Here is a 26,014-nt window from a genome sequence, read left to right on the forward strand (position 1 = left end):
GCTCAGCCGGGTGCGCGGGACAGCGGGCTGGGATATCGCCGGGACTCGACGGGTGCGCCGGCGCCCCGCGGTCCGCTGGGAGCCGGGAAGGCTACGCCGGGTATTTGACGTCAAGCAGCTCAACCTGGTTTGGGCCCTGAGGCGTGGTGTAGGTAACCGTGTCTCCGGGTTTGTGTCCTGCGAGGGCCACCCCGAGCGGACTGCCGGCCGTCAACGTCTCGGCTTCCCGGCCGACCGGGGTCTCCTCCACCACCGAAATCACGTGCATGGTGACGACGGAGCCGTCGGAGAAGCGCAGGGTGACTTCGGTGCCGCCGGGAAGGAGGTCGCCGCCGTCCGACGGCGCCGGGCCGGTCCGCAGCAGCCGGTCGAGTTCGGTGATCCGCTCCTCGAGGCTGGCCAGCTCGTCGGCGCGCTGGATGGCGTCGGCGGCGTCACCGTGATCCCCGACCATGCCACGATCGTTTTTGACCTCGATCTCAAGCTGATTGCGTCGTTCCCGTAGCCTGGCCAGCTCTGCGGCGATGCGAGCGCGTGCCGCATCCGCCAGTCCTGTTGGTTCGACTTCCTCGCTCACGTCCGCCGACCTTTCGCGGGCGCACCCGCGAGTACCCCCGCGGAGCGCTCAGATTCTCTGATTGCCGTTTGCCAATTATTCATACGCCACGAATCGGATTTGTGGGGTTTCGGCTGGCAGACTACTACCCGCTGTCGGCGACAGGTGGGAAAAGAGCGTGATGAAGGCGGTGCCCGGGCGGGCGCTCACCGCTATCCGACCGGATCGTGACGGGCCGCCGTGGTGGGGTGCAGACCCGAAGCGCCATGGTGGCCTGCTCGGCGCCGCGCCGGCGGGCGCGCCCACGCGGGCTCGGTTCGGCCGCGGCGAGAACCACGTTCCCGGTGCCCGGCCGGGTCAGGGTTCGGCCCGCACGTGACGCCGAGCCTACGGTGCTCATCGACGGTAACGACCGGAGCCGGCCCACCCGGAGTGTCGGGCAAACCGCGCCCGCATCCGTACACCGCACACCGGTCCACGTCCTGTTCGCCGATGGGGGCATCGCAGGTGCGCGATTCTGCGCGCCGCACGCACTCGCACCACCGCCGAGGCTTGCTCGGCGGGCGGCAACCGCGGCATCCCGACACTGCAGCGCTTGATACCGTGCTGCGGTGGCAAAAGCGCATCGTGCGCTGGTCTGAGCCGTCAGCGACGGGTTTTGTTCACGTTCCAGCACACCGGATTTCGAAATTCTTTTCCACCCCACAAAACGTATTCGTGTGGGCTTAGACCCAGTACGGGACGCGGGCGCGGTATTGGCGCATCACAAACGCCGCCAGCAGCCAACCGACGGCCGTCAGCACCAAAACGACTGCCCAGTGCCTCAGCTCCTGGTGAGCGCCGAGCAGTGGTGCCCGCACAATATCGAGGTAGTGCAGCAACGGATTGAGTTCAACGATTTTCGACCAGCGACCGGCACCTTGCTGTCGCAGCGTATCGTCATTCCAGATGATCGGGGTCATAAAGAACAGCAACTGCACGACGGAAAACAGCAGTGGACCGATATCGCGGTAGCGGGTTGCCAGAATGCCGAAACACAGTGCTACCCATACCGCGTTGACGATGATCAGACCCAGCGCGGGAATGACCGAGAGGTCCGCCCATGACCACGGTTTGGGGTAGATGATCGCGATGACGAGGTAAATGAGGATGTTATGGGCGAACAAGATCAGCTGTCGCCATACCAGCCGGTAGACGTGCACGCTCAAAGGGGTGGGTAGCTGTTTGATCAGTCCCTCGTTGGCGACGAAAACGTCGGCGCCCTCCAGGATGGCGGCATTGATCAGGTTCCAGACGATCAGACCTAACGTGACATAGGGCAGGTGCTCCGAGAGATCCAGCCGAAATAGCTTGGAATACAGTCCGCCCATCGCCACAGCAGTGGTGCCAGTGGCGATGGTGATCCAGAACGGTCCCAGCACTGAGCGGCGATACCGCTGCTTGATGTCCTGCCAGCCCAGATGCAGCCACAGTTCGTGGCGGTGGTAACCGTCGACCAGATCGCGCCAGGCCCGGGTCAGCGTTTTGGACTGGGCCGCCGCATCGGTAAACATCACCGAGGTCCTTCGGGCCGATCGAATTTCTCGCGACGTCCCAAGCGCCGCAACCGGAACCACTCCATCAGGCCTTCAGGGTCGCGTCGGGACACCAAAAAGAACCAGCCGAACCGCAACCATTCCTGGGGAAGCAGTTTTCGCAGCCCGGGTTGGGACAGCAGATAGCCGCGGTTGCGATAGGTGAAATAACGCTTGGCGGGGTCCTCAGGGTACTGGGTGTGCATCCGGCCGCCCAGAATCGGCTTGAATTCGTCCGATCCGCAGGGATGCAGATAGACCGCCTGCAGGCAGGTTCCGAACGGCAGCCCGGAACGAACCAGCCGGCGATGCATTTCGACTTCGTCGCCCCGGACGAACAGCCGCAGGTCGGGAACACCGATCGCCTCGATGGCCGATGCCCGAAACAGGGCTCCGTTGAACAGCGAAGCGATGCCGGGCAACAGATCTTGACCAGGCTCGGTGCTCAGCTCACGTGCCCATCTGCGCCAGACCAGGCCGCGGCGCAGCGGGAACGCCAACCGTTGCGGGTCGTCCATGCTGCACACCATCGGCGACACCTCGGCCAGACCGTGTTTCGTCGCGCACGCCAGCAGCCGGTCCAGTACCTGTGTGTCCTGCGGGCGGCCGTCGTCGTCGGCCAGCCACACCCAGTCGGCGCCCAATGCCAGAGCATGTAATATGCCCAGCGCGAAACCTCCTGCGCCGCCCAGGTTTCGGCGTGAACCCAGATAGGTCGCGGGAATCGGCTGCCCGGACACCAGATCACGGACGCGACCGTCGTTGCCGTTGTCGATCACAATCAGGTGGTCGGGCGACCGGGTCTGGGTGTGCAGCGCATCCAGCGATTTCGCCAGCTCGTCGGGGCGGTGGTGGGTCACGACGACGGCGCACACCGATTCAGTCATCGGCGGGCGTCCTGTGAGCAATCGGCTGAGCCGCTTCGGCCATCACCTCGCGCACGTGCCGGGCGGCGTCCTCGCCCTCGTAGGCGCGCACCACGTCTTCGATGCTTCCGGTGAGTTTGATGGTGCCGTGCTCGATCCACATCGCCGTTTTGCACAGGCGGGCCAAGAACTCGGTGGAATGGCTGGCAAACACTAAGATTCCCGAACGCTCCACCAGCTGCTGCAGCCGGGGCTGGGCTTTCTTCATGAAGTCGGCGTCGATGGCGCCGATACCCTCGTCGAGCAGCAGGATTTCCGGGTCGATGCTGGTGACTACGCCCATCGCCAGCCGTACCCGCATCCCGGTGGAATACGTGCGCAGGGGCATCGACAGGTAATCGCCTAATTCGGTGAACTCAGCGATCTCGTCGACTTTGGCCTGCATCTGTTTGCGGGTCTGCCCGAGGAACAGGCCACGGATGATGATGTTCTCGTAGCCGGAAATCTCGGGGTCCATACCGATCCCGAGATCGAAGATGGGGGCCACCCTGCCGATGACGGTCGCGGACCCGCGTGTCGGCTCGTAGATTCCCGAAAGTAGGCGCAGCAGCGTCGATTTCCCGGCACCGTTATGCCCGACCAGGCCGACACGGTCACCCAGGCTCAGCGACAATGTGATATCGCGCAACGCCTCGATGACCACCACGTTGGAGGTGTTGCGCCCAATCGTGCCGCCGGCCTTGGTCAGGAAGGTCTTCTTCAGCGAGCGTGACTTCGCGTCGAAAATAGGGAACTCCACCCACGCGTTGCGCGTCTCGATGCGCGGTCGGGCTACGGACACCGCAGTCGGCTCACAGGTACTGCCCGTGGCCGGATGACTGCCCGGGCCGGGTGACACCGGGAGGAAGCGCGCCCTGGCGCATCTGTTCCAGCTGCGCGCGTGCGGCCATTTGCTGGGCGAACAGTGCCGTTTGGATCCCGTGGAACAACCCCTCCAGCCAGCCAACAAGCTGAGCCTGGGCGATCCGCAATTCGGCGTCCGACGGCGCGGTGTCCTCGCTGAACGGTAGGGTGAGGCGGTCGAGCTCCTCGCGCAACTCCGGCGCCAGCCCATCCTCCAGTTCGCGGATGCTGGTGGCGTGGATCTCGCGCAACCGGTTGCGGCTGGCGTCATCGAGCGGTGCGGCCCGGACCTCTTCGAGCAGTTGTTTGATCATGGTGCCGATGCGCATCACCTTGGCGGGCTGCTCGACCAGGTCGGTCAGCGACCGGTCCTCGGAGTCGTCGTCGGATTGCGCGGCCATCGCGCGGGGGTCGACACCGCCGATGACCTCGATGTTGTGATCGCCATGGCTGGTACTCAATCCAGTCACCGTCCTTATGCGTGTTCTAGGAGCGTGTCGCGGCGCCAGGTCCGCGCCATTCGTATATACGCGCCTCACCGTTGTCGTAAATCTTCGCCCACGACGTGGATTTCTCTAACGAGACTAGCCCGTCGGGCATCACGAACCCCCTGACGGTGGGTGAGCTGATCAAGACATAGCGGATATGAAGCGCCCGCACCGCCTCGAGGACGCGCGAATCGGTGTCCGCTTTGCTGGCATAGGCCCAGAAGATGAACCGGTGGTAGCCCGGGCCCTGCTGTACCGGGTAGTCGTAATGCGTCCACAGCGGGTGCAGACCGGCCACTGCATACATCCACGCGGTGCCGTCGGTATTGGCGTTGCCGATCAGGGTGTCACGGGCGCCGGGAAGAGTGGCGAGGTAGGCAAAGGCTTCCAGGTCTTTCTTGTCGATCATCACCGAGTCGTATTTGTCGCCGAACAAAAACCGGTGCCGCGGAAAGTAATGCCAGGCGCTCAGCACGCTCGTCGTCGCCAGCAGCGCGACGGTAACAGTGACCCACACCGGCTCGGGCAGGCGCCGCGGCCAGCGGTCGGCCACCCGCCTGACCGCCGCCACCGTGACCATGACCAGCGTTAACAGGCCGATACCGGCCATGGGCGTCAGCAGCATCGTGATGAACGCCGAGATCCGGCGCGGATCTTTGTAGAAGAACTCACTGAACATTCCCCCCACCGCACCGATGGGGTTACCCAACGGCGTTCCGGCGTCGACGTCCACCACAATCAGCAGCAGCCACACCACCAGCGGCCACCAGATCTTTGTGACCAGCAGCACCAGGCCGCCGACTGCGGCCAGCGCGATAAGCCCGTACTGGACGGGGAAGTCGTTGAGGTGGCGGGAGTGCTGGAAGATGGCGTCGAAAACTCCGCGTTTCTTGCTCAAATGGGTGAGGAACGAGTGTCCGGCGATGATGTCTTCCTGCTGTTTGACGCTCAAAAACTGCGGTAGCAGGATCAAACCGGCCGGCGCCACAACGGTCGCCAGAATCCCCAGGTCGGCGAGCCGGCCGCGTACCGGGCGCCGCAGCGCCTCCAACAGCCACCACGCCAGCAGCAACGTGACGACGATGACGCCCCCGGTGATGTGCACCGAGAAGACGCCCACCAGCGTCAAAATGGCCAACGGGATTCGGTCGCGGTGCCGCAGGGTGGAGGTGATCAGCGCCATGGTCGGCACCGCGATTCCATAGGCCACCAAGTTGGGCATGGCAGCGACGTCGAATTCGACGTAGGGCACCGCGGTAAACGATGCGGACAGGGCCGCTGCGGTGGCCGCCGCGCCTGCGGCGCGCCACTGGTCAGCGTGCGGGCGCATCACATGCCAGGTGAGGATGGCTGCGCTGGCCGGGAACAACCAGATTGCGGCTGCCAGCGAGCTCAGGGTGTATGCGGTAGTGGGCGCCGCGCCGGTGAGCTGGCATAACAGCGCGACCAGGGCGTGAAACGCCGAGGGGTAGTACAGCTCGGCGTGGGTTTCGACGTTGCGCAGTTCGCCCATATGAGTCGACGACGCCTGCCCGGTGTCGAGAATGAAGCGGACGGTGTTGGCATGCCAGACCGCGTCCCAGGTGCTGGGGATGGATTGCCAGTCGGGGATGCCACGAAGCGCTGCCAGGAAAATCAGCAGCGCGCCCAGCAGCACTCCCGCGGCGATGGTCACCGCCGGCCAGCCGCTGAGCGCTTGTGCTTCGGCCCGGGCGTCGCGGTAGCGGGCCAGCAGCACCCGGAAGGTCGCGGCCAGCACGGTGACCGCGGCCAGGGTGGCCAACGCTGTCCACGCGTTCCAAGGGATTCGCAGCGCGCCGAACGGGATGATGGCCACCGCGACCGTTCCGTAGGTCAGTGGCGGGCCAACCGCAACGGTGATCGGCCAGGTTAGCTGGCTGCTGCGTGCAATGATCGCCCCCGGTGCTATCAGCAAAATCAATGCTGTTAGCACTCCGCTCGCAAGCCCCACTGGACTAGTATGTCTGGCCGGGCGACCTGGCTCGGGACGGCGGGGACGCATCCGGGTGCCCGCTACCGTCACGGTTTGCAGTGATCGTGGTGGCTCTAAGGTGGCAGGCATGGCATATGACGTCGCCCGGGTGCGCGGACTCCATCCGTCGCTGGGTGACGGGTGGGTGCATTTCGACGCGCAGCTGGGAATGCTGATCCCGGAGTCGGTGGCGACCACGGTGTCGACCGCTTTTCGCAGGTCGGTCGCTAGCACCGTGGGGGCGCATCCGGCGGCCAAGCGAAGCGCCGCAATGCTGGAAGCGGCACGTGAGGCGGTTGCTGACCTGCTCAATGCCGACCCGCGCGGTGTCGTGCTGGGCGCCGATCGCGCGGTTTTACTGTCGTTGCTGGCCGACGCCTCGTCCTCGCGAGCGGGTCTGGGCTATGAGATGATCGTCACCCGTCTGGATGACGAAGCGAATATCGCTCCGTGGTTGCGTGCGGCGCACCGCCACGGCGCCCGGGTGAAATGGGCCGAGGTCGACATCGAGACCGGCGAGCTGCCGGCGTGGCAGTGGGAGACCCTGATCGGACAACCGACGCGGTTGGTCGCGATTGCCTCCGCGTCGGGCACGTTGGGCACGGTCACAGATCTTCGGGTGGTGACCAAGCTGGTTCACGACGTCGGCGGGTTGGTGGTGGTCGACCATTCCGCCGCGGCACCCTACCGGCTGATGGACATCCAAGAAACCGACGCCGACGTGGTGGCGGTGAACGCCGTCGGGTGGGGAGGACCCCCGATCGGGGCGTTGGTGTTTCGTGATCCGGCACTGATCAACGCGTTCAACTCCGTGTCGACCAACCCCTATGCGACGGGGCCGGGGCGTCTTGAGCTCGGGGTGCACCAGTTTGCTTTGCTCGCCGGTGTCGTCGCCAGTATCGAATATCTGGCCGCGCTCGACGAGTCTGCTCGCGGAACCAGACGTGAACGGTTGTCGGTATCAATGCAATCCGCGGCTGCCTACATGAACCGGGTATTCGATTACCTGATGGCGTCGCTGCGGTCGCTGCCGCTGGTCATGGTGATCGGCCGGCCCGAGGTGCGGATCCCGGTGGTCAGTTTCGCCGTGCATGAGGTACCGGCCGAACGGGTAGTGCAGCGGTTGGCCGATAACGGGATTCTGGCGATTGCCAATGCCAGCTCACGAGTGCTCGACGTGATCGGCGTCAACGATGTCGGCGGTGCGGTCACCCTGGGGCTGGCCCATTACTCGACGACGATCGAAGTCGACCAGCTGGTGCGCGCCCTGGCGTCGCTGGGTTAGCCGCGGGGGCACACCACCCATATGCCGGCGGCGGGTCACGCTAGACAGTCAACACAATTTTGCCGGCTACCTGTCCTGACACCAGCAATTGGTGCGCGTCCGCGGCCCGCTGAATTGGCATCCGGGCGCCGATCACCGGGCGGACCCGGCCATCGGCGAGCATCGGCCACACCGAGTTGACTACCGCCTCGACGATGACGCTCTTGCCGTGGGGGCCGGTCACCGGCCGGCCCCGCAGCGCGGTGCCGATGACACGCGCGCGTTTGCTGATCAGCGTGCCGAGGTTGAGCTCGCCTTTCACCCCGCCCTGCAACCCGATGACGATCAGCTGACCGTCGTCGGCCAGGGCATCGATATTGCGCCCCAGGTATGCGGCGCCCATGATGTCAAGGATCACGTCGGCGCCCGCACCGCCGGTTGCCTCGCGCACCCGGGTGACGAAGTCCTCATCGCGATACGCGATGGTGATTTCCGCGCCCAGGTCACGGCAGAGCTGCAGTTTGGCCGGTGAGCCGGCAGTAGTCGCCACCCGCGCGCCGAGCGCCCGGGCGACCTGGATGGCATGGCTGCCCACTCCGCTGGCGCCGCCGTGGATCAAAACCACCTGCCCGGCGGCCAGATGGGCGGTCATCACCAGGTTTGACCACACCGTGCAGGCGACCTCCGGGAGGCCGGCGGCGTCTACCAGGTCGACGCAGTCGGGAATGCGCATCACCTGACCGGCCGGGACAGCGACATATTCGGCGTAGCCGCCGCCGGACAGCAAGGCGCAAACTTCCTGCCCGACAGCCCATCCGGTGACCTCTGAGCCAACGGCGGTGATGACGCCGGCTGCCTCCATTCCCAGAATCTCACTGGCACCCGGCGGGGGCGGGTAGCGACCGGCGGCCTGCAGCACATCGGCACGGTTGACACCGGCGGCGCTGACCTTGATCAGCACTTCGTCGCGGTCCGGTTGCACATCGGGAACTTCCCGCCACACCAACTGGTCGGCAGATTCGGTGACGATGGCGTGCATGCCGGCCACCTTACTGGCCGCGGACAGCGGCTATTCGGCAACGGCCAGGCGCTCTACCATAGCGGCGCTGAAGCTATCCGGTCGACCGGTGCAGTCCAGGCGCCGGTGACGTGCAGCTACCCTGGTCAGCGGTGGTGTGGCAGAGCGGCCTAATGCACTCGCCTTGAAAGCGAGAGACGGCTAACACCGTCCGGGGGTTCAAATCCCTCCGCCACCGCGGATCGGCGGGTGACGCCCCGGCGGTGGCCCTGACATCGCCGGGGGCGGCGTGCCGACTTGCGGCCCGGTGAGCGCCGATCACGGCTGCGGTCTCGGCCACAGCGCATCCTATCGGCGCGGAATCACCGCGGTGATGGTGTCCATCACCGCGGTATAGCGGTTGGCCGCGGGATCCCGGCCGGGTTTACCGCTGCTGACCAGCCCAGCTGCAAGGCCGCGGTCAGGGTCGGCCCAGATGGCGATATTCACCAGCCCGAGATGGCCGAATGCCGCAGGAGCGTTGCGCCCAAATGGCCCAAACCTGTTTGATCCCAACATGAAACCTGTGCCCCAACGAAGTGGCTTCAGCCCCGTCGCGACATCAGGTCGCAGGCGCCGGCATTGCCGCACCGCAGTGTGCAGCGTGTCCGGCCGCATCACCCGCACGCCGTCGAGTTCACCGCCGCGGCGCAGGATTTCCGCGAAGCGTGACAGCTCGTAGGCGTTGGAGACAGTGTTGGACGAGGGGATCACACTGGTCAGAAAAAGCGGCTGGTTGGTCAAGGGGATGATCTGATGCACCGTGCCGCCGATCGCCTTGCGGAAGGCCTTCGCGATCGGCGCAGGTAACGGCTTGCCGGTGGCATGACTTGGTGCCACCAGCGGAAGATCTTGCGCCGCAACGCCGTAGTTCGTCCACCGGAAGCCGAGTGGGTTGAGGATCTCGGCGGCCAGGATATCGCGGATGTTTTTGCCAGTGGCGGCGGATACGATTTCCCGCGTCAACGGTCCCCAGGTCAGCGCGTGGTAGATATGCACCAACCCGGGCCGGTACAGGGGCCGCAATTCGGCGAGCTTTTCGCGGGCATATGCGCTATCGTCCGCGCGGGTGACGTCGGGTTTACGCCTGGGTGCAAACGGAACTCCCGCGCTATGGGTCAGCACGTGGCGGATCGTGGTGCGGTCTTTGCCGTGGCTGGTGTAGCTGGGCAGGTATTCGCACACGCGGTCATCGAGTGAGAAGTAGCCACGTTCGGCGAGCATATGCATCACGGTCACGGTGATAGCTTTGGCCGCGGAGTACACGCAAAACGGTGTGTCGGTCGTGACCGGAATCTTCTCGGCGCCGGGCGGATCGGTCGGAGCGTTACCCCAACCGTGCCCGATCGCCCGGTTGAGTATGACCCTGCCGTGGTACCGCAGACACAACTGGATCGCCGGGTGCATTCCGCCCGCATACCAGTGCCGCACGGCCTGCCAGATCCGTTCGATCGCTGCCCGGTCGATACCGGAGTGGTCTTCGTCGCCGACGGCCGTGACGGCGTCAAGGTCGTCGGGGACGCGGATCCTGCCTTCATCGGTCACGTCCGTCAGGGTACGTGTTTACCTGGTGCCCGCCGCGTGTCGGTCAGACTGGCCTGCGGGGATTGCAGCGCGGTGCCGGCCGGGGCGCGAGCTTGGGCGGCGGGGCCCCGGATGTGTCGGACACGGTCACCGCTCGGGCGGTCTATTCGCCGGTAAACTTCGCCGGACGTTTCGCGAAGGTCGCGCTGATCCCCTCGGCCAGGTCCTTCGACGGCAGGAATGCCGCGTTCCAGGCGGCGACATAGCGCAAACTGGCCGAGACCGCCGCGATGCGTTGCTGGTCAAGGACGTCTTTGATGCCCCGGACGGTCAGCGGCGGGTTGTCGGCGATGTCGGCGGCAGTGGCGCGTGCGGCAGCCAGGGTGGCTTCGGCGTCGGCGAACACCTCGTTGACTAAACCGATTTTTTCGGCCCGGGCAGCGTCGATGTCTTTGCCCGTCAAAGCCAGCTCCCGCAGCTGCCCGTCGTTTACGATCAGCGGCAGCCGCGCGAGGCTGCCCATATCAGCGACGATCGCGAGCTTCACCTCGCGAACCGAGAACTTGGCATCGGCACTGGCGTAGCGGATATCTGTCGCCGCGATGAGGTCGACGCCGCCGCCGATGCACCAGCCGTGCACCGAGGCGATGGTGGGGGTACGGCAGTCGGCCACGGCATTGATCGCCTTCTGCATGCGCAGGATCTCGGCGTGGAAGTCTGCGCGCGGGCGGGCCGACGTCCCTTCGGCCAGGACCGCCCCGAGCGACCCGCCCATCGCCGGCAAGTCCAGCCCGTAGCTGAAGTTGTCACCCGACCCGGTGATGACGATGGCCCGCACGTCACGGTCGGCGTCCAGGGCGGCGAATACCTCCGGCATCTCCGACCAGAACGCCGGGCCCATCGCATTGCCTTTGCCCGGGCCGATCAGCGTCACCTGCGCGATGTGATCGTGGGTTTCCACAGTGACGGATTCATACGGCTGACCCATGACGAGACCGTACCGTGCTCGTTTTGTCTTCCGGAGCGCGGCCCGGATTGGATGTGACGCCGTAGCCGTGGCCGGGCCGCCGCGGTAAGACCTGCTCGCGGGAGAAATACGCGACAGCGAAATAGAAAGAGCGGCCGATTTCTCGGGTGAGAGCGCGCGCCCGAAGGGAATCGAACCCCCAACCTTCTGATCCGTAGTCAGATGCTCTATCCGTTGAGCTACGGGCGCCTGTTTTCAATTCTCCCGGTGGCGGAGGCGAGAGGATTTGAACCTCCGGTCCCCGTTTAAGAGGACAACTCATTAGCAGTGAGTCCCATTCGGCCGCTCTGGCACGCCTCCTTGGATTTCCTGAGGGTACCGGACCGTAGCGAGGTCCCGGAACACCGCGGACCACAGCGTACACACCACCGACATATGCTGTCGAAGTGACCGTCCGCCTGCGCCCCGAGCTGGCCGGGTTGCCGGCCTACACTCCGGGCAAGACGGTGCCCGGTGCGATCAAACTGGCCAGCAACGAGACGGTGCACGGTCCGCTGCCCAGTGTCCGTGCGGCCATCGAGCGGGCCGCCGACACGGTCAACCGTTATCCGGACACCCACTGTGTCGAGCTCAAGGCCGCTCTCGCCGCGCACGTGAACACCGTCAATCCTGCAGGATTCGCCCCCGAGCACATCGCCGTCGGATGCGGATCGGTCAGCCTGTGCCAGCAGCTGATCCAGATCAGCGCCTCGGTCGGAGACGAGGTGCTGTTCGGGTGGCGCAGCTTTGAGATCTACCCGTTGCAGGTCCGTGTCGCCGGCGCCACCGCGGTACAGGTGCCGCTGACCGACCACACCTTCGACCTTGACGCCATGCTGGCCGCAATCACCGACCGTACCCGGCTGATTTTCGTCTGCAATCCCAACAACCCGACGTCCACCGCGGTACACCCTGATGCGTTAACCCGTTTCATCGACGCTGTACCGCCGCACATCCTGGTCGCCATCGACGAAGCCTATGTCGAGTACGTCCGCGACGGTATGTGCCCAGATAGCCTGGAGCTCGTCCGCGCCCATGACAACGTTGTTGTGCTGCGGACGTTTTCGAAGGCATACGGGTTGGCGGGTTTGCGGGTGGGGTATGCGGTTGCTCACCCCGATGTGATCCTCGCGCTGGGTAAGGTCGACGTTCCGTTTACCAAAACCAACGTTTCCCAGGCTGCGGCGATCGCCTCGCTGGCCGCCGGTGACGAGCTGTTGGCCCGCACCGACGCCGTCGTCGCTGAGCGTGTCCGCGTCAGCGCCACGCTACGGGCAGCCGGGTACACGCTGCCGCAGTCGCAGGCCAACTTCGTCTGGCTGCCCCTGGCCGAGCGCACCGCGGACTTTGTGAGCCAGGCCGCCGACGCGGGCCTCGTGCTTCGCCCGTTCGGTGCCGATGGTGTCCGGGTGACCATCGGCGCACCGGAGGAAAACGACGCCTTCTTGCGGTTTGCCGGCCAGTGGATCACGCGCAATGGCGGCGCCGGGCAAGCGGTGCCTGCGGGAACCAGGCCAGCGGATCAAGGAGACGCCGCGGACTAGACCGCAGCAGCGAAGCGGCCGGCAAGAAGTTCGGCGGCTTCAGCACCGCAGCGATCGCATTCCCGGCGCTGAACTCGACGATTACTAAAGCGTTAGCGTTAGCCGACGACCAGCATCGGCGACATGAGCGTGGGATGCTGCGAAACCGAATAGTGGTTATTGGAGGTGTCTTTCCCCGCCACGACACACGGAGGCTGAGGTGTATACCGCCGCTCTGCTCGCGTTGGGTTCCGCGCTGTGCATCGCGATTGGCGATGTGCTTCAGCAGCGTGCGACGCACCGGGTCACTGACAGGTCGGTCGGCCAGTTCGGGTTGCTGGCTAGATTGCTGCACGATCGACGCTGGTGGTTGGGCGCTGCGGTACTCATCGCGAGCATCGGGCTGCAGGCGGCCGCACTAGCTCAGGGCCCGGTGCTGCTGGTGCAGCCGTTGCTGACGCTTTCGCTGCTGTTCGCGCTGCCGATCAATGCGAGGCTGTCGCACCGGCCTGTGACCGGCCCGGAATGGCTCTGGGCCGGCGTGCTGACCGTCGCGATGGCCGTGATCGTCACGATCGGTCATCCACAGGCCGGTCGATCGAGCGCATCGGCTCACACCTGGGCTGTTGTCGTTGTGGGTTGGGGGCCTCTGCTGGGTGCATGCCTTGTGGTCGGCAGTGTCTACGGTGGCGCCGTCGCCGCGGTGCTGTTCGCTTTCGTGTCGGGTTCGTTGTGGGGCGCCTTCGCCGTGCTCACCAAAGACGTCGTTGCTCGGCTCAACGCGGGCGGATGGGCGATGGTCCGCACACCTGAGCTCGGTGTCTGGCTACTGCTCGCACTGGGCGGCCTCGTATGGAGTCAGTCAGCCTTCCGGGCGGGGCCGCTGACCGCGTCGATGCCGGTCCTACAGGTGTCGCAACCGGTAGTGGCAGCAGTGCTGGGTGTCCTTGTTCTTGGCGAGACAGTGCACACCGGCCACGTCGGCATGATCGCCCTGATGTCGGCAGCGGTGGTGACGGCGGCCGCCGTTTTGCAGCTCGCGCGCATTGAAGCTGCGGCGACCCGCAACGCTCGGGAGAAGAAAACCCGGCGGCGGCTTCAAACCGACCGGTCCAGTTGCGGTGCGGAGAGTTCGCTAACCGTGATCTGTCGCGGCAGCAGCCCGTTGCTGCTCACCAAAGCCCGCCGCAGGCTGCCCGGCTTCGGTAGCCCAGCGACGGCGCCCCACCGCGGCGGCCGCAGCCTCGCCCGGCGCGAAACGATCATGCAGCCACGCCAACGGCTTTGGTGCCCACCAACTCCACGGGCCAAGCATATGCATGAAAGCCGGAATCAGAACCGTTCGCACCAGGGTGGCATCGGCCAGCACCGCAAGTGTCAAGCCTAGACCTAGCATCCGAACAAATGAGACTTGCGCGGGAATCAGCGCGGCAAATGAAATCGACATCACCAACGCAGCCGCGGTGACAACCCGACCGATACCGGCCAGACCCAAAGCCGTGCTTTCGTCGTTCGCCGCGCGCGCCTCAGCGGAGCTGCGTCGCTTCCCCTGAGCGGCACCGGATGCCAGCCAATACTCGCGGATTCGCGAAACCAAAAACACTTCGTAATCCATTGACAACCCAAAAGCGATACAAAACAACAAGACTGGGATATTGGCGTTCAAAGTCCCGGTGGGGGTGGTACCCAGGGCGCCCAGATGGCCGTCCTGAAAAATCCACACCATCGCGCCGAACGCCGCGGTCAGCGACAACACATTGCAGACCAGCGCTTCCACCGGCAGCACCACGCTGCCGGTGAGCACGAACAGCAACACGAACGTGATGAGAGCGATCAAACCCAGCACCGTCGGCAGTCGTCTGGTTAGTGCGTCGACGCTGTCACGGTTCGTCTGGGCCAACCCGGCCAACTCCACCGAGCGTCCGCCGGGCCCGGCGATCGCGTGCAGTCGGTCGAGTTGGGCGTTAGAGGCTTGCGCAAATAGGGGCGCGGTGCTGGCTACGGACAAAAATGCGCTACCGCGGGCAAGGCCCGCGGGTGCAGCAGGCGCGCCTACCCGGTGTCCGGCCACGAATGTTCCGGTCGGTGCGGTCACCGCCGACACGTCAGGAACCCGGGACAGCTCTGCGGCGTAGCGGTCCAGGTCGGCAAGGCTTACTCCCCGGGCGTCGGGGATGACGACGAACACCGTCATTCCCGGGTCATCGACGAAATCGTGATCCAACATGTCGGCAACCTGACGCGCCGATGCCGACGGGGGCAATACGCGCTCATCGGGAAAGCCCCAGCGCACCCCCAGAAATGGCAGGCCCAGCAGCAGCAGGAACGCCACGACACTCGAACCCACCGGAAAGGCATGGCGAAGAACGAATTTGGTGGTCCGGTACCAGAACACCGAGTTAACCGGCTCCGACGCGGGCCGCTGCTTCAGCCAAGGTAGCATCCGGCGCGCCAGGGGGCGCACGTCCAACGCGTCCAGCCGGGATCCGAGCGTCACGATAACCGCGGGAGTCACCACCACTGCCGCAATGGCCACGATGACCGCGGTGGCCACAACGGTGTATGCCGCCGATTTCAAGAAGTACATCGGGAAAACCAGCAACACCGCCATCGATAATGCGACAGTGGTCGCTGAGAACAGCACCGTGCGGCCTGCGGTGGCCATGGTTCTGAACAGTGCCTGTTCCCGGTCCCCGGCTTGGGTCAGTTCCTCGCGGTAGCGGCTGATGATCAGCAGGCTGTAGTCAATTGCCAGGGCTAGACCCATCGCAATGCTCAAGTCAAGCGCATAGGTCGACACGTCGGTAGCCAAGCTGATCAGCCGCAACACCGACATAGTGCCCACGATGGCCAGCCCGCCCAAGGCAAGCGGTATTGTCGCCGCCACCAGCCCGCGGAACACCCATAACAGGACCGCAAAGCTCAGCGGGACCGCGATGGCCTCCATTAACAGCAGGTCGCGCTGGTTTTGGTGGTTGACTTGGGCATAGGCCACTGCCATACCGCCGGCGCGGACGGTGACGCCGTCGCGGTCGTGTACCAGTTCGTCCGACAGCGCGCTGGCGTACTTCTGTGCGTCGTTCTCCCCCCCTTTGAGGTTGGCCACAATCAAACCGGATTTGTGGTCCTTGGTGAGGAGGCGGGCGGCGGACTCTGGCGGCGACGTCCACGCCGAGGAGACATTGAGGACCCAGGGTGAGCGTTTCAGATGTTCGACGATGTCGATGGCGACGCGGCGCGCCAGGTCGCTGTGCGCACCCGCGGGTGCGGTCACCACGATCATCATTTTCTGATCGGGCTGCTCGAACTTGTCTCTGAGCAGCTCAGTCGCCCGCGCTGATTCGGACGTGGGGTCTTGAAAGCCGCCGGCCGACAAGCTGTTGATTACCGGGATGCCGAAGACCGCGGCCCCGACCATCACGAAAACTGCGACCGCGATGATGCGTCGTGGCGCCGCCATGGCAAGTCGAGCGATTCCTTGCAGCACCTCGGCGTCCTTCCGCTGTGCCTCCCAGCCGCTACCGCGATCTGTGGTCCAGAATGCCTGACCACCCACCGCACCGGGCAGCCTTCGAAAATTTGGTGAGATGTTCGAAGCAGTGATACCACACTGGCATATCGGCGATTCACCGTCGCCTCCTGATTGGCGGTTTCGACACAGCTTGGCGTGTAGCCGGCCTTGTTAGTGACCGGGGTTGACGGTGCCACGTCGAGAGCGCAGTTGTCGGCGAGCCGAATAAATTGGGGAGTCCGGCGATAAGCTGCGCCCGGCGGTGGCGGTGAGCCTTACACGTTGCGGCGCAGCACACCTTTCGATGCGACACAGCGCGTCGTCGCCGCGCCCGGACACGGATAAGCCGCGCCGTCGGGCCGAAGTATCGCCGCGGTAGCGCAGTTTTTGATCACCTCGGGCCCTGTGGGCGTTTGCTAACGCGACGAATCATGAGATACCAAGCCCGATTTCAGCGTCAGGAGACACCCGTGTCGCCCGATCACTATCGTGCGTCATTCCGAAGACCCTGATGATTGTCCTCAATAACCAGTGGGTACGATAAAGACGTCAAGCCAGACACGCCTCGGATTAAAGAAGCTGCGGCGATTTTTCGCGCGTTACACGGGTTCGGCGGACAACACGTAATTGGAGTGATGTGGTGAACACAACGGACGATAACATCAGAATAAGATATGCAACTGATGACGACCTGGAGACAGTCTATAAAAATCAGGCGCGCGTATACGGAGTTACGGTCGAGCGCGGAGATGTCGAAGCCTGGAAACGCCGCGTCAGGACTGACGATATTCTGGTGGCCGAAGACATTTCCAGTCCGCAGCATCCGTTTGTAGTCGGAACTTCCCTTTACTATCGGCTGCAGCTCACTGTACCGGGGGGCGCTCGTCTCGACGCTTCATGGCTCGCGATGATCGCCGTCTCGGCAACACACCAAGGACGCGGCATTTGGCGGCGGATCAGTTTCCAGGGCTTCGGAATACTTCAGGAGCGTGGTTATCCCATTCTCTGTGGTGTTCCGACTCAACCCGCAGTGTACGATATCTTAGGCGGGGGCGTTGCCAGCTATGCCAGGACTTACACGATTGAGCCGCGCTTTACAGAGATGCGGGCTAAACCGAGTCTGAATCGGGCACGTGAAATCGATGCGACGCAGGCGGAGCGCGAGTTACCGCCAATCTATGATCGATGGTGCGCCAAAACACCTGGTGCGCTCAGTCGGGATCGCGCGTGGTGGGCAGATTACTTGGAAGACCGGGTGACGCAGCGAGACAATGGGTCGGAGCTCAATTTCATCGTGCATCCGGAAGGTTTCCTGACGTACCGAGTAACTGGAGCATCACCACATGCTTATCGACGGCCTTTCGGCAACGTGCTCGTCCAAGACTTCTGTCCTGTTACCGAGGAAGCGCATACCGAACTCCTTGCCACGCTTGTGGGTATGAGAATGTTCGACAACATAGTGATCGAGGTCCCGGTCGATGATCCGTTCCCACTGAAACTCAAGGACCAGCTTGCCGTCCGAACGACAGGATTGCAAGATTTCCTGTGGATGCGAATCATGAATGTGCCCAAGGCTTTGAGTGCACGTACCTACTCGGCTGATGTCGAAATCGTGCTGGAAGTTGCAGATCCGCTCAGTGTCGCCGGAGGTCGATTTCTGCTGCAAACTCGTAATGGTGTCGGCGAATGTACACCGTATGACGGGCCGGCGGATATCAAAATCGGTCTGGGTGAACTGGGCACCATCTACATGGGGGCGCATCGCGCGTCGGAACTTCACCGAGCAAACCGCATTACCGAGCTCAACAGCGGCGCGTTGCGAAACTTGGATGCCGCTTTTGCTACCGAAAGTGCACCGTATTGCGGTACCTTGTTCTGATATCGCACATACTGTGCGCACGGGCCCAGAAGTGAAGCGGCCGCTGACGGGGGTCGAGAGGTTATCGCAAAAGTGATACCCAGCCGATGGCGATTCGGCGGCAGGGTGCGGTGGATCGCGTAACCGTTCGTGGCGCACGGTAGGGCCGGTCTACATCGAAGGCCGACTGTGCGGGCCGATCACCGCTGCGGCAGCGGGCGGGTACGCACCAGGGTCGGCCACCAAAACCATGGGCCGAGGATCCGGACGATGCACGGCACGACGAACGACCGCACGATCAGCGTGTCGAGCAGCAGGCCGATGCACACGGTCGAACCCACTTGACCGATTGTTCGCAGATCGCTGATGAGCATCGCCAGCATCGTGAACGCGAACACCAGCCCCGCGGACGTCACCACCCCGCCGGTATTTCCGAGCGCCCGGATCAAACCGGTGTGCAACCCCGCCGCGATCTCCTCCTTGACCCGGGCGATCAGCAGCAGGTTGTAGTCAGATCCGACGGCCACCAGGATGATGAACGTCAGCGGCAGCACCAGCCAGTGCAGATGCAGGCCGATGAGGTGCTGCCAGACCAGAATGGACAGTCCGAACGCCCCGGCGTAAGAGAAGGCCACAGTACCGGGAATGACCAAGGCCGCCACCAGGCTTCGGGTGATGTACATCATGATCAAAAAGATCAGCACCAAGGCGGCGATCGCGGCGATGAGCAAATCGGAAGCAGCATATTCTTTGATGTCTTTGTCATTGGACCCCGAGCCGCCGATATAGATCCGCGCCCCGGCCAGCGAGGTCTCCTTCAAGATCGTGGTGATCGCCTCAGGGAACCTTTCTACGTGGGCCACCCCTTCGGGGCCCATGGCGTCGCCCTCGTGAGTGACGATGAACCGGGCCGCCTTGCCGTCGGGTGACATCATGAGCTTCATGCCGGTTTTGAGATCTTCGTTGTCGAAGGCCTCGTGCGGGATGTAGAAGTAGTCGTCACTGCGGGACTTGTCGAAGTCGTTGCCGACATTGATCTGGTCGTCGAATGTCTGCTCGGTCTGGATGGACTGCAGGTCGGCGGCACCATAGGTGTTCACCAACTTCGACCGCAGCGCTTCGGTGTCATCGGCCGTGGCTTTCAGCTGCGCAATGATGTGCGGCAAGATCATGTCGATCTCCTCGAGGGAGATTTTGGCGTGCTTGATATCGTCAGCCAACTTATCGATGTGGTCGATCGTGTCGAATAACGATCTGAACGCCCAGCAGATAGGTATATCGAAACAGTGCTTCTCCCAATAGAAATAGCTCTTGATCGGCCGGAAGAAGTCGTCGAGGTTTGAGACCTCCTCGTTCATCTCCTCGCTGACCCGTTGCAGATCCTCGACGGTGAGCACTGTTTTGTGCAGTTCATCCGACATCCGTTGGAAGAAAAAGACCTCTCTGCGCAACACTTCGACCGAATGCGCCTGGATATCTGCCTGCTGGTCGGTGTTGCGGTTTTGTTCGTTATTGAACGGGAGCTGTTGCCCGTTGTTGCTGCCCTGGGTGGTGAACAAGTAGGGAATGCTGGCATGCTCGAGCGCGTGCCCCAGCGGCCGGGTGATGCTTTGCACCATCGCCACCCCGGGCAGGCGAATGAGGGCTTTGGCGACCCGGTCCAGCGTGATGAAGTCAGCCGAGTTGCGCATGTCATGGTCGGTTTCAACCATGAGCATCTCCGAGAAGAGTTTGCTCTTGGAAAAGTGCCGATCGGCAGCGGCGAATCCCAGATTCGCCGGGGCGTCACGCGGCTGGTATTGACGATCGTCGTAGTTCTGGCGATAGGTCGGCACGAAGATCGCCCCGATCATCACGACAGCCGAACTGGCGGCCAGGATCGGCACCGGCCACCGCACCACGCTCGCGCCGATTCTCCGGTATAGACGCGCCTTGGCGGCCTGCCGCGGTTCGAACATCCCGAACAGACTGCCCACGGTCAAGATGGCTGGACCCAACGTCATCGCTTCCGCGATGGTGACCAGCATGCTAATGGCAACCGCCGGGCCCATGGTGTGAAAGTAGTTGAGCCGCGCGAAGGTTAAGCAGTAGCACGCTCCGGCGATGGTCAGGCCCGACCCGATAACGATGGGCGCTATTCCGCGGTAGGCGGTGTAGAAGGCGTCCTGCCGGCTTTCCCCGGCCTGGCGCGCCTCATGATAGCGGCCCATCAAAAAGATGCCGTAATCGGTGCCCGCTCCCAGCGTCAGCGCGGTCACGATGTTCACCGCGAATGAGGACAGTTCGATGTAGCCGAAATGCCCGAGGGTCGCGACAAGCCCTCGAGCAACCTGCATCTCGATGAGCACGCCGAGCAGCGGTACCAGCAGGGTGGACGGTCGGCGGTACACCAGCAGCAGCATCACGATGATGAGCACGATCGTGACGATCGTGACGTTGTTCAGGCTGGAATTGGCGATGGCAAGTGTGTCGGAGGCCAGCGGTGCCGCGCCGCTGACATAGACCTTGAGCCCGGGTGGCGGGGTGTCTTTGGCGACGATGTCGCGGACGGCGGCCACCGACTGGTTGGCTTGAATCTGGCCGATGTCGCCGGCCAGACGCAGCAGCACATACGCGGACCTGCCGTCGAGGCTTTGCGCGCCGGCCGCGGTGAACGGTTTGCCCCACAGATCCATCACGTATTGCACATGCTGCGTGTCGCGCTCAAGCCGGCGCATCAGATCGTCGTAGTAGTAGTGATCGGCAATGACCAGCGGGCGGTTTGCCTCCAAGACGATCATGGCCAGGCTGGTGGAGTCCGACTCGTGGAATTTCGCGCCGATAGCCAACAACGACCGCTGCGAGGGCGCGTAGTGCGGGACCATCGGTCCGGCCAGCTCTGCCGCGACGTCCTCCACCTTGGGGATAAAAGTGTTTGTCGACACGGCGAGAAGACCCCAGAACACGATGATCGGGATCGCGAGGACGCGGACCATTGTGGGGATGACGGGGTGTTTGCGCTGGCCCGCCCGATGCTCACTCACGCGGACTTCACCCTGCACTCGACGTCGGCGTCCGGATGTTCTGTCCAATGTTCGTCGCGCACAACACCGTCCACCAACATCCGGCAGCCCACCCGCCCGCCGTGGACGTGCACCGAGACGCTGCCGGATACCACCGTGAGCGTGGTCGTCTCGGTGTGCGACCACGGCAACGTGGTGACCTTAACCTGGTGCGGGTGGCCGTCGATGTCAATGTAGACAAGTGTCCCGCCGGAGCCCGCGGAGCCGAACACCTCGTAGGTGAGCCGTTTGGGATTGAACTCCTCGGGCGCCTGCGGACCGTTGACGGTGATGACCGGACCCGGCGCGGAGAGCTGGTGCACCTTCCACATACCCAGCAGACCCAGGCCGACTGCGATGACGCTGACCAGGGGCATCCATGTCCGCGCCAGCACAGTTCTGCCGACTGAACGAGGGCTCACTCGGTCACCTTCTTCGAATCTGTTCTCGGGCACAGCGTCTCGCCGGATGCAGGCAAAACGTGCGGCTATGTATCAATTGGCTTGCGATAGGCCCGACGGGGAGAATACCAGCCGCACCGTGAAGGCCGGGTGCGGGGCCGTGCGCATTTTCGGGGGCTCTGGCCAGGACAGACGAGGTTGGAGAGACCGTGCTGTGGTGAAACAGGGATGCCTGTCCACGTCTTATCACATGTTCGTCAGCCGCTTTTTCAACCGCGCGCTGCTGATCAGTCGAAGGGTCAGGTTGGTAGCGGCCAGCATTGGGATGACCCCGAGAAATGTTCGCTCAGAGGCCCTCGCCCCGTGCAGATGGTAGAGGCTGCCGAACACGTAAAACGATCCCAACATAAACAGCGTACCGGGAAGGCAAAACGCCATCGGCGAGCTGCGGTCGGCAACGATTTGCCTGGCATAAACCAGCTCATCGTCTGACAAGGGTTGGCCCTTGCGCACCTTCTTGACTATCGCAAAGGCGCTATCGATCTGTTCGCTGATCGGCAGGGATGGCCGAGTGCGCAACCGCTGCACGTAGATCGACCCGATGGCAGCCAACACCAATGTCAAGCAGAAAGTGATGAGTGTGAGCACACCCCACAAACTCGACTCCACGTTTCGCTCCTTCACCGCGCTGTCCAACCGGGCATCACGCTAACCCATTGAGCCGCGGTTGCGGACCGGGTCACCGACCACCAGCGCCAGGATTCGGGAATGGGCCGAAGCAGGCCGCCAACCCGATCGGCATCTGAAAGAAACCCACGGCAGTGCGGCTGATCAGCAGCCTGAGCCGCTGAAGAATCCGCCTTGCGGATGCAATCCTCGACCGGCTCGGGTTTCCAGCCAGCTTCACTTTCCGCCTTGCTGTGGCCGAGCGGCGACCGTGTGGAGCCGGCTGCCAGTCGCCGGGACCGGAGGTCGTCGAAATGCACGACGCGACCGCTGGCAGGCCCTAGTCACGGGCGGAGTGCATCACCCCCGCGTCGTCGTTGGCCACGGTGTGGCGCTGTTAGGCGTCACAGGGTCTCCTCGTCGCGCTATTCCGATTCGAAACTGTCAGGAGGTTCCCGACGTGGCCGGGCCAGCACACCGGGACCGTACTTCTTCTCGATCAAAGCCCACGGATCGGCGAAGCGCCCGCGTCGCTCGATGCGGCGCTGGACCGCGAGCACCAGCCGCAAAGCCGGCCGGATCAGCGGGCCGGTGGCGCGCAGCACAGGTCGTAGCCGTGCGTGGGACTCGGCGATCCACGCGACCGTGGCGGGCCAATCATGCTGCTGAAATTGCAGCAGCCTCTGTGCTTCGGTGGTGTCGAACCAGCCGGTGAAGCTCCATCCGCGGTCGTCGCCGGGATCGCCGGGCAGGCTGGCCGACGCACCGAGCCGGCCCACCCCGAGCGCGGCCAGCATGTCGTCTTCAACCTCGCGGTGGGTGTGCACGTGCGTGTCGTCACCGGCAATCAACAGCACCGTGGTGTTGACCGCTTGAGCGTGGTCGACCGCGTTGGCGAACGCCAGGGCAGCGTCGCGGGCATCGACGGTGTGCAAGCGGTTGTCGCCCGGCGTTGCGCGCATCAACACCAGGTAATCCCGGCTGAGGTTGCGCGCCGCGTCTGGTGAGATGACCCCGCCCAACCGCAACACGGCATGGGGCAGGCCGCTGTCGCGGATGACCGTTTCGGCCAGCACCTTGTCCTCGCCGTACTGGTCGATCGGATTCACCGCTGTCGCCGAAGTGATCCTCTCGGGGAAGCGGTGCGGATTGCGCGAGCCGTACACTGCGGCGCTGGACGCCATGACAACCAGCGGCGGATCAGGAAGCGCTTGTGCCGCTTTGACCAAGTTTCGGGTGCCGCCGACGTTGACTTGTCGCGCCAGCCTGGGATTGCGGTACGACGGCGGCGAACACATCGCCGCCAGGTGCACTAGTGCACGCGGCCGGTGCGTCAGCACAAGCTGCCGGATAGCATCGGCATCCAGCACGTCGGCGTAGGCCACCACCAGCTTTCCGGGGTAGCCGCCGGCGGCGAGTTTATCGGCGGCGGCAACGGCCTTATTGGTGTGCAAGTCCGTTGCCACGACGGTGTGTCCGCGGCGCAGCAGAATCTCGGTGCAGCGCTTGCCGATCTGACCGAACGCGCCGGTAACCACAACAGCGCCGGTGGTACTGCGCTGAGCTGTCAACGGAAGCGCCGGTTCATCAGTCGCGCTCCCGCAGCCCGCAGTCGACCCGAGATGCGAAGCGAGAAAAACGGAGTGAAAAGGTCTTCACGAAGCCTGGTCAACGTCGACGTTTTGATGCGCCACTGGCCATCAACTTTCTCGTAGGTCTCGTGATAGTGCCCGTAGCCGTTGAGGTTCAGGCCCGGCGCCAGCCGAACCACGTCGTTGAGCGCCCACACGCCGGTTGCGGTCGTCGTCGATGTCAACGTGATCTCCGGTGCGTGGACCTGATGCACCGTCGGCCGCGACGGTTTACCCAACGTCGTGCGGATGAATGCGACGAACTCATCGGCACCGATGATCACCGGCCCCCCCGCCTGGGCTGTATCGCTCACAAAGTCATCGGTGAACAGCCGGCGCCACGCCTCCCAGTCCTTGGTGTCCAGGTAGCGGCAGTAACGGGCTTTCAACTGTTTGATCGCGTCGATCTCCAGCAACGCTGCGGCCTGCTCCATGCGGGGCCTTTCCACGCCAGTCATCGCGGACGTCCCAGACGATGCGGCCACGCCGGGACACGCGCACAGCATAGCTGCATCTACCAAGACAAGAACACGTCTCTTCACACAGAAGAATTCGACTCTTGCCTGTGGCGGTGGTTGGCGTGCGGTGGGTAACGGCTCCCGGCCCGGCTTGTCGCCAACACCGGGAAGCGCCGGGTCCGGGTGGGTGCGCCGGGTTCAGGGCGGGGTGCGCCCGCCGACACCGCGGGATGGCGAACCCGGTCACGGGCGGCTATCCATCACACTCAGCGCGCGCTCGAACAACCACACCGCCGCTGCGTGCAACTGGTCACCGACCTCTTGCGGCGCCTTGCCCGCACAGGCCCGAGCCAGGGTGCCCTCGATCACGATGCCCAGCTTGAAGCAGGCCAGTACGGTGTACCAGCTGATATGTGACAGGTCACGGGTGGTGTTGCGGGCGTAGCGCTCCAGCAGGTCGTCTGTGCTGGCCAGCCCTTCCATGCCGGTGAGCGTGTGGCTGAACACGCTCGACCCGTCCGGCTGGCGCCAGGTGGCCAGCAGCCAGCCCAGGTCCAGCAGCGGATCGCCGATGGTCGACATCTCCCAGTCGACGATGGCGACGACCTCAGGCCCGGTGCGGGAGAACATCACATTGGCGGCGTGATAGTCGCCGTGCATGATGCCCGGTGTCCAGGCCGAAGGCCGGTGCTGGTCGAGCCACCCTGCGACGTCGTCGACGCCGGGCAGATTCGGTCCGGGGTAGTTCTCGAACTCGCGATAGGACTCCAGTTCGGAAAGCCAGCGCGGCACTTGGCGTTCCAAAAAGCCCTCGGGCTTGCCGAAATCAGCCAACCCGACTGCAACGTGGTCGACGGCGCCGAGCTTGGCCAGCGCATCGGCCATCGACAGCCCCATCTGGAACCGCACCCCCGGGTCACTGGCGTGCAGCGGCGGCAATTCTTGGCCGGCGTTAAACCCGTCGACCGGTTCCATCAGGTAAAAGACAGCATCTCCGAGCACACCCGGGTCGTCGCAGACCGCGATCAGGTGCGGATGCGGCACGTCGGTGCCGGCCAGCGCGGCCAACACCTTGGTCTCGCGCAGGATGACCATGTTGCTGCGTGGGCGCAGGTGCTGCGGGCCGCGTCGAAGCACATACTCGCGGCCGGAGCGGCTGAACCTCAGCATGATGTTCTGGGTGCCGCCGCCGATGCCGGTGACGTTCTCCAGCGGTCCCTCGCCCAAGCCCTGCGCCGACATCCAGTGGGCTACCGCTTCCAGGTTCACCTGCCAGAACCTACCCTGCGCCGGCCGTGCCACCGATGAGGTGGTAGCGCCCTCAGGTTTTGCTGCGCACCGAGTATCGGACAGTTTGGGCCCGAATCATGCCGCCCTGAAATACAAAGGTATCGACGCCCTCGGCGAGGCGGTTGCCCGCCGACTCGGCGGTCCACTCGAGGAACAGCACATCGTCCTCGTAGATCTGAGTTTTCAGGTGCCACGTTGCGTCCGGCAGGTCATCGAAGAGCTGAACGAACGCTGCACGCACACCATCCCTGCCCCGCACTACGCCGCGCGGAGTGATCAAAACCGCGTTGTCGGCATAGTCGGCCACGAGCTGTTCGAGGTCACCCGCGGCGAGGGCCTGAGCGTGGTGGGTGAAAGTCTCCTGCGGTGTCCGTGTCATCGCACTCCCGTTGCATCTCGAAGAA

Annotated in this window: 20 protein-coding genes, 3 tRNA genes and 1 pseudogene; 5 read left to right on the forward strand and 19 right to left on the reverse strand. The window is 64.0% G+C overall.

The genetic code is table 11. The annotated features are described in order from the left end of the window. Positions 1-91: 91 nt before the first annotated feature. The 6 genes from G6N08_RS06770 to G6N08_RS06795 form a co-directional block, all read right to left on the reverse strand. Positions 92-577, reverse strand: a complete 486-nt coding sequence (locus tag G6N08_RS06770; protein ID WP_163755475.1) for a GreA/GreB family elongation factor — start codon at positions 575-577, stop codon at positions 92-94. Positions 578-1,281: 704 nt separating this feature from the next. Continuing rightward, positions 1,282-2,109 carry a galactan export ABC transporter permease subunit Wzm/RfbD gene (gene wzm, locus G6N08_RS06775; protein WP_174813282.1) on the reverse strand — a complete coding sequence of 276 codons (828 nt, stop codon included), beginning with the start codon at positions 2,107-2,109 and terminating at the stop codon, positions 1,282-1,284. Beyond that, positions 2,109-3,017: a galactofuranosyltransferase GlfT1 gene (gene glfT1, locus G6N08_RS06780; RefSeq protein ID WP_163755478.1), complete on the reverse strand. Its 909-nt coding sequence runs from the start codon at positions 3,015-3,017 to the stop codon at positions 2,109-2,111. The genes wzm and glfT1 overlap by 1 nt, the downstream gene beginning before the upstream one ends. Next, a complete protein-coding gene (wzt, locus tag G6N08_RS06785) occupies positions 3,010-3,837 on the reverse strand; it encodes a galactan export ABC transporter ATP-binding subunit Wzt/RfbE (RefSeq protein ID WP_163755480.1) in 828 nt (275 codons plus the stop codon). Before wzt ends, glfT1 begins: the two co-directional genes overlap by 8 nt. Before the next feature lie 10 nt (positions 3,838-3,847). Continuing rightward, entirely contained in the window at positions 3,848-4,300 is a 453-nt protein-coding gene (locus G6N08_RS06790; RefSeq protein ID WP_246216703.1) for a bacterial proteasome activator family protein, read from the reverse strand. An 85-nt stretch (positions 4,301-4,385) separates the two neighbouring features. Continuing rightward, positions 4,386-6,359, reverse strand: coding sequence for a DUF6541 family protein (locus G6N08_RS06795; RefSeq protein ID WP_163755484.1), 1,974 nt, complete (start codon positions 6,357-6,359; stop codon positions 4,386-4,388). 109 nt (positions 6,360-6,468) lie between these two features. Here G6N08_RS06795 and G6N08_RS06800 point away from each other — a divergent pair, with 109 nt between their 5' ends. After that, positions 6,469-7,665, forward strand: a complete 1,197-nt coding sequence (locus tag G6N08_RS06800; RefSeq protein WP_163755486.1) for a cysteine desulfurase-like protein — start codon at positions 6,469-6,471, stop codon at positions 7,663-7,665. Between the two features lie 40 nt (positions 7,666-7,705). Here the strand turns inward: G6N08_RS06800 and G6N08_RS06805 are convergent, their stop codons facing one another. After that, the gene (locus tag G6N08_RS06805) at positions 7,706-8,683 is read right to left on the reverse strand and encodes an NAD(P)H-quinone oxidoreductase (protein ID WP_218033345.1); all 978 of its coding nucleotides are present in this window, start codon (positions 8,681-8,683) and stop codon (positions 7,706-7,708) included. A 130-nt stretch (positions 8,684-8,813) separates the two neighbouring features. Between G6N08_RS06805 and G6N08_RS06810 the strand changes: the two genes are divergently transcribed. Continuing rightward, positions 8,814-8,900: transfer RNA gene (locus tag G6N08_RS06810), tRNA-Ser, on the forward strand. 110 nt (positions 8,901-9,010) lie between these two features. On the opposite strand, the gene lipE is transcribed toward G6N08_RS06810, so the two are convergent. From lipE to G6N08_RS06830, 4 genes are all read right to left on the reverse strand, one after another. Further along, entirely contained in the window at positions 9,011-10,246 is a 1,236-nt protein-coding gene (lipE, locus tag G6N08_RS06815) for a lipase LipE (protein ID WP_163755491.1), read from the reverse strand. Between the two features lie 142 nt (positions 10,247-10,388). Continuing rightward, positions 10,389-11,213 carry a crotonase/enoyl-CoA hydratase family protein gene (locus tag G6N08_RS06820; protein ID WP_163755492.1) on the reverse strand — a complete coding sequence of 275 codons (825 nt, stop codon included), beginning with the start codon at positions 11,211-11,213 and terminating at the stop codon, positions 10,389-10,391. A gap of 155 nt (positions 11,214-11,368) precedes the next feature. After that, positions 11,369-11,441, reverse strand: a tRNA-Arg gene (locus G6N08_RS06825). Positions 11,442-11,460: 19 nt separating this feature from the next. Then, positions 11,461-11,552 (reverse strand) — tRNA-Ser (locus tag G6N08_RS06830). An 86-nt stretch (positions 11,553-11,638) separates the two neighbouring features. Here G6N08_RS06830 and hisC point away from each other — a divergent pair. Together hisC and G6N08_RS20135 are read left to right on the forward strand one after the other, a co-directional pair. Further along, positions 11,639-12,775 (forward strand): histidinol-phosphate transaminase, encoded by a 1,137-nt coding sequence (hisC, locus tag G6N08_RS06835; protein ID WP_163755494.1) that lies wholly within the window; start codon positions 11,639-11,641, stop codon positions 12,773-12,775. 199 nt (positions 12,776-12,974) lie between these two features. Then, a pseudogene (locus G6N08_RS20135) lies at positions 12,975-13,832 on the forward strand (DMT family transporter); the annotation flags it as partial. Between the two features lie 57 nt (positions 13,833-13,889). On the opposite strand, the gene G6N08_RS06845 reads toward G6N08_RS20135, so the two are convergent. After that, entirely contained in the window at positions 13,890-16,241 is a 2,352-nt protein-coding gene (locus G6N08_RS06845) for an MMPL family transporter (RefSeq protein ID WP_170301266.1), read from the reverse strand. 664 nt (positions 16,242-16,905) lie between these two features. Between G6N08_RS06845 and G6N08_RS06850 the strand changes: the two genes are divergently transcribed. Continuing rightward, positions 16,906-18,144 (forward strand): GNAT family N-acetyltransferase, encoded by a 1,239-nt coding sequence (locus G6N08_RS06850; protein ID WP_163755499.1) that lies wholly within the window; start codon positions 16,906-16,908, stop codon positions 18,142-18,144. Positions 18,145-18,323: 179 nt separating this feature from the next. On the opposite strand, the gene G6N08_RS06855 is transcribed toward G6N08_RS06850, so the two are convergent. From G6N08_RS06855 to G6N08_RS06885, 7 genes are all read right to left on the reverse strand, one after another. After that, on the reverse strand, positions 18,324-21,098 hold the full coding sequence (locus tag G6N08_RS06855) for an MMPL/RND family transporter (protein ID WP_174813283.1): 2,775 nt from the start codon (positions 21,096-21,098) through the stop codon (positions 18,324-18,326). 44 nt (positions 21,099-21,142) lie between these two features. Further along, a complete protein-coding gene (locus G6N08_RS06860; RefSeq protein WP_163756790.1) occupies positions 21,143-21,541 on the reverse strand; it encodes an MmpS family transport accessory protein in 399 nt (132 codons plus the stop codon). 270 nt (positions 21,542-21,811) lie between these two features. After that, on the reverse strand, positions 21,812-22,234 hold the full coding sequence (locus G6N08_RS06865) for a hypothetical protein (RefSeq protein WP_163755503.1): 423 nt from the start codon (positions 22,232-22,234) through the stop codon (positions 21,812-21,814). A 422-nt stretch (positions 22,235-22,656) separates the two neighbouring features. Continuing rightward, positions 22,657-23,769, reverse strand: coding sequence for an NAD-dependent epimerase/dehydratase family protein (locus G6N08_RS06870; protein ID WP_246216630.1), 1,113 nt, complete (start codon positions 23,767-23,769; stop codon positions 22,657-22,659). A 29-nt stretch (positions 23,770-23,798) separates the two neighbouring features. Further along, positions 23,799-24,296 carry a nuclear transport factor 2 family protein gene (locus G6N08_RS06875; protein ID WP_163756792.1) on the reverse strand — a complete coding sequence of 166 codons (498 nt, stop codon included), beginning with the start codon at positions 24,294-24,296 and terminating at the stop codon, positions 23,799-23,801. A gap of 267 nt (positions 24,297-24,563) precedes the next feature. After that, positions 24,564-25,562 (reverse strand): phosphotransferase family protein, encoded by a 999-nt coding sequence (locus G6N08_RS06880; RefSeq protein ID WP_163756794.1) that lies wholly within the window; start codon positions 25,560-25,562, stop codon positions 24,564-24,566. A gap of 79 nt (positions 25,563-25,641) precedes the next feature. Further along, positions 25,642-25,989 carry a nuclear transport factor 2 family protein gene (locus G6N08_RS06885; protein ID WP_163755506.1) on the reverse strand — a complete coding sequence of 116 codons (348 nt, stop codon included), beginning with the start codon at positions 25,987-25,989 and terminating at the stop codon, positions 25,642-25,644. Between the last annotated feature and the right edge of the window lie 25 nt (positions 25,990-26,014).

Origin of the sequence: Mycobacterium botniense (genome assembly GCF_010723305.1) — a bacterium.
GTDB classification, from domain to species: domain Bacteria; phylum Actinomycetota; class Actinomycetes; order Mycobacteriales; family Mycobacteriaceae; genus Mycobacterium; species Mycobacterium botniense.

Bases quoted from the DNA above. Each gene is read 5' to 3' on its own strand.
- wzm (WP_174813282.1), bottom strand. From the start codon at position 2,109: ATGTTTACCGATGCGGCGGCCCAGTCCAAAACGCTGACCCGGGCCTGG.
- glfT1 (WP_163755478.1), bottom strand. From the start codon at position 3,017: ATGACTGAATCGGTGTGCGCCGTCGTCGTGACCCACCACCGCCCCGAC.
- G6N08_RS06790 (WP_246216703.1), bottom strand. From the start codon at position 4,300: ATGGCCGCGCAATCCGACGACGACTCCGAGGACCGGTCGCTGACCGAC.
- G6N08_RS06800 (WP_163755486.1), top strand. From the start codon at position 6,469: ATGGCATATGACGTCGCCCGGGTGCGCGGACTCCATCCGTCGCTGGGT.
- G6N08_RS06805 (WP_218033345.1), bottom strand. From the start codon at position 8,683: ATGCACGCCATCGTCACCGAATCTGCCGACCAGTTGGTGTGGCGGGAA.
- G6N08_RS06820 (WP_163755492.1), bottom strand. From the start codon at position 11,213: ATGGGTCAGCCGTATGAATCCGTCACTGTGGAAACCCACGATCACATC.
- G6N08_RS06855 (WP_174813283.1), bottom strand. From the start codon at position 21,098: ATGGTCCGCGTCCTCGCGATCCCGATCATCGTGTTCTGGGGTCTTCTC.
- G6N08_RS06860 (WP_163756790.1), bottom strand. From the start codon at position 21,541: ATGCCCCTGGTCAGCGTCATCGCAGTCGGCCTGGGTCTGCTGGGTATG.
- G6N08_RS06875 (WP_163756792.1), bottom strand. From the start codon at position 24,296: ATGGAGCAGGCCGCAGCGTTGCTGGAGATCGACGCGATCAAACAGTTG.
- G6N08_RS06880 (WP_163756794.1), bottom strand. From the start codon at position 25,562: ATGTCGGCGCAGGGCTTGGGCGAGGGACCGCTGGAGAACGTCACCGGC.
- G6N08_RS06885 (WP_163755506.1), bottom strand. From the start codon at position 25,989: ATGACACGGACACCGCAGGAGACTTTCACCCACCACGCTCAGGCCCTC.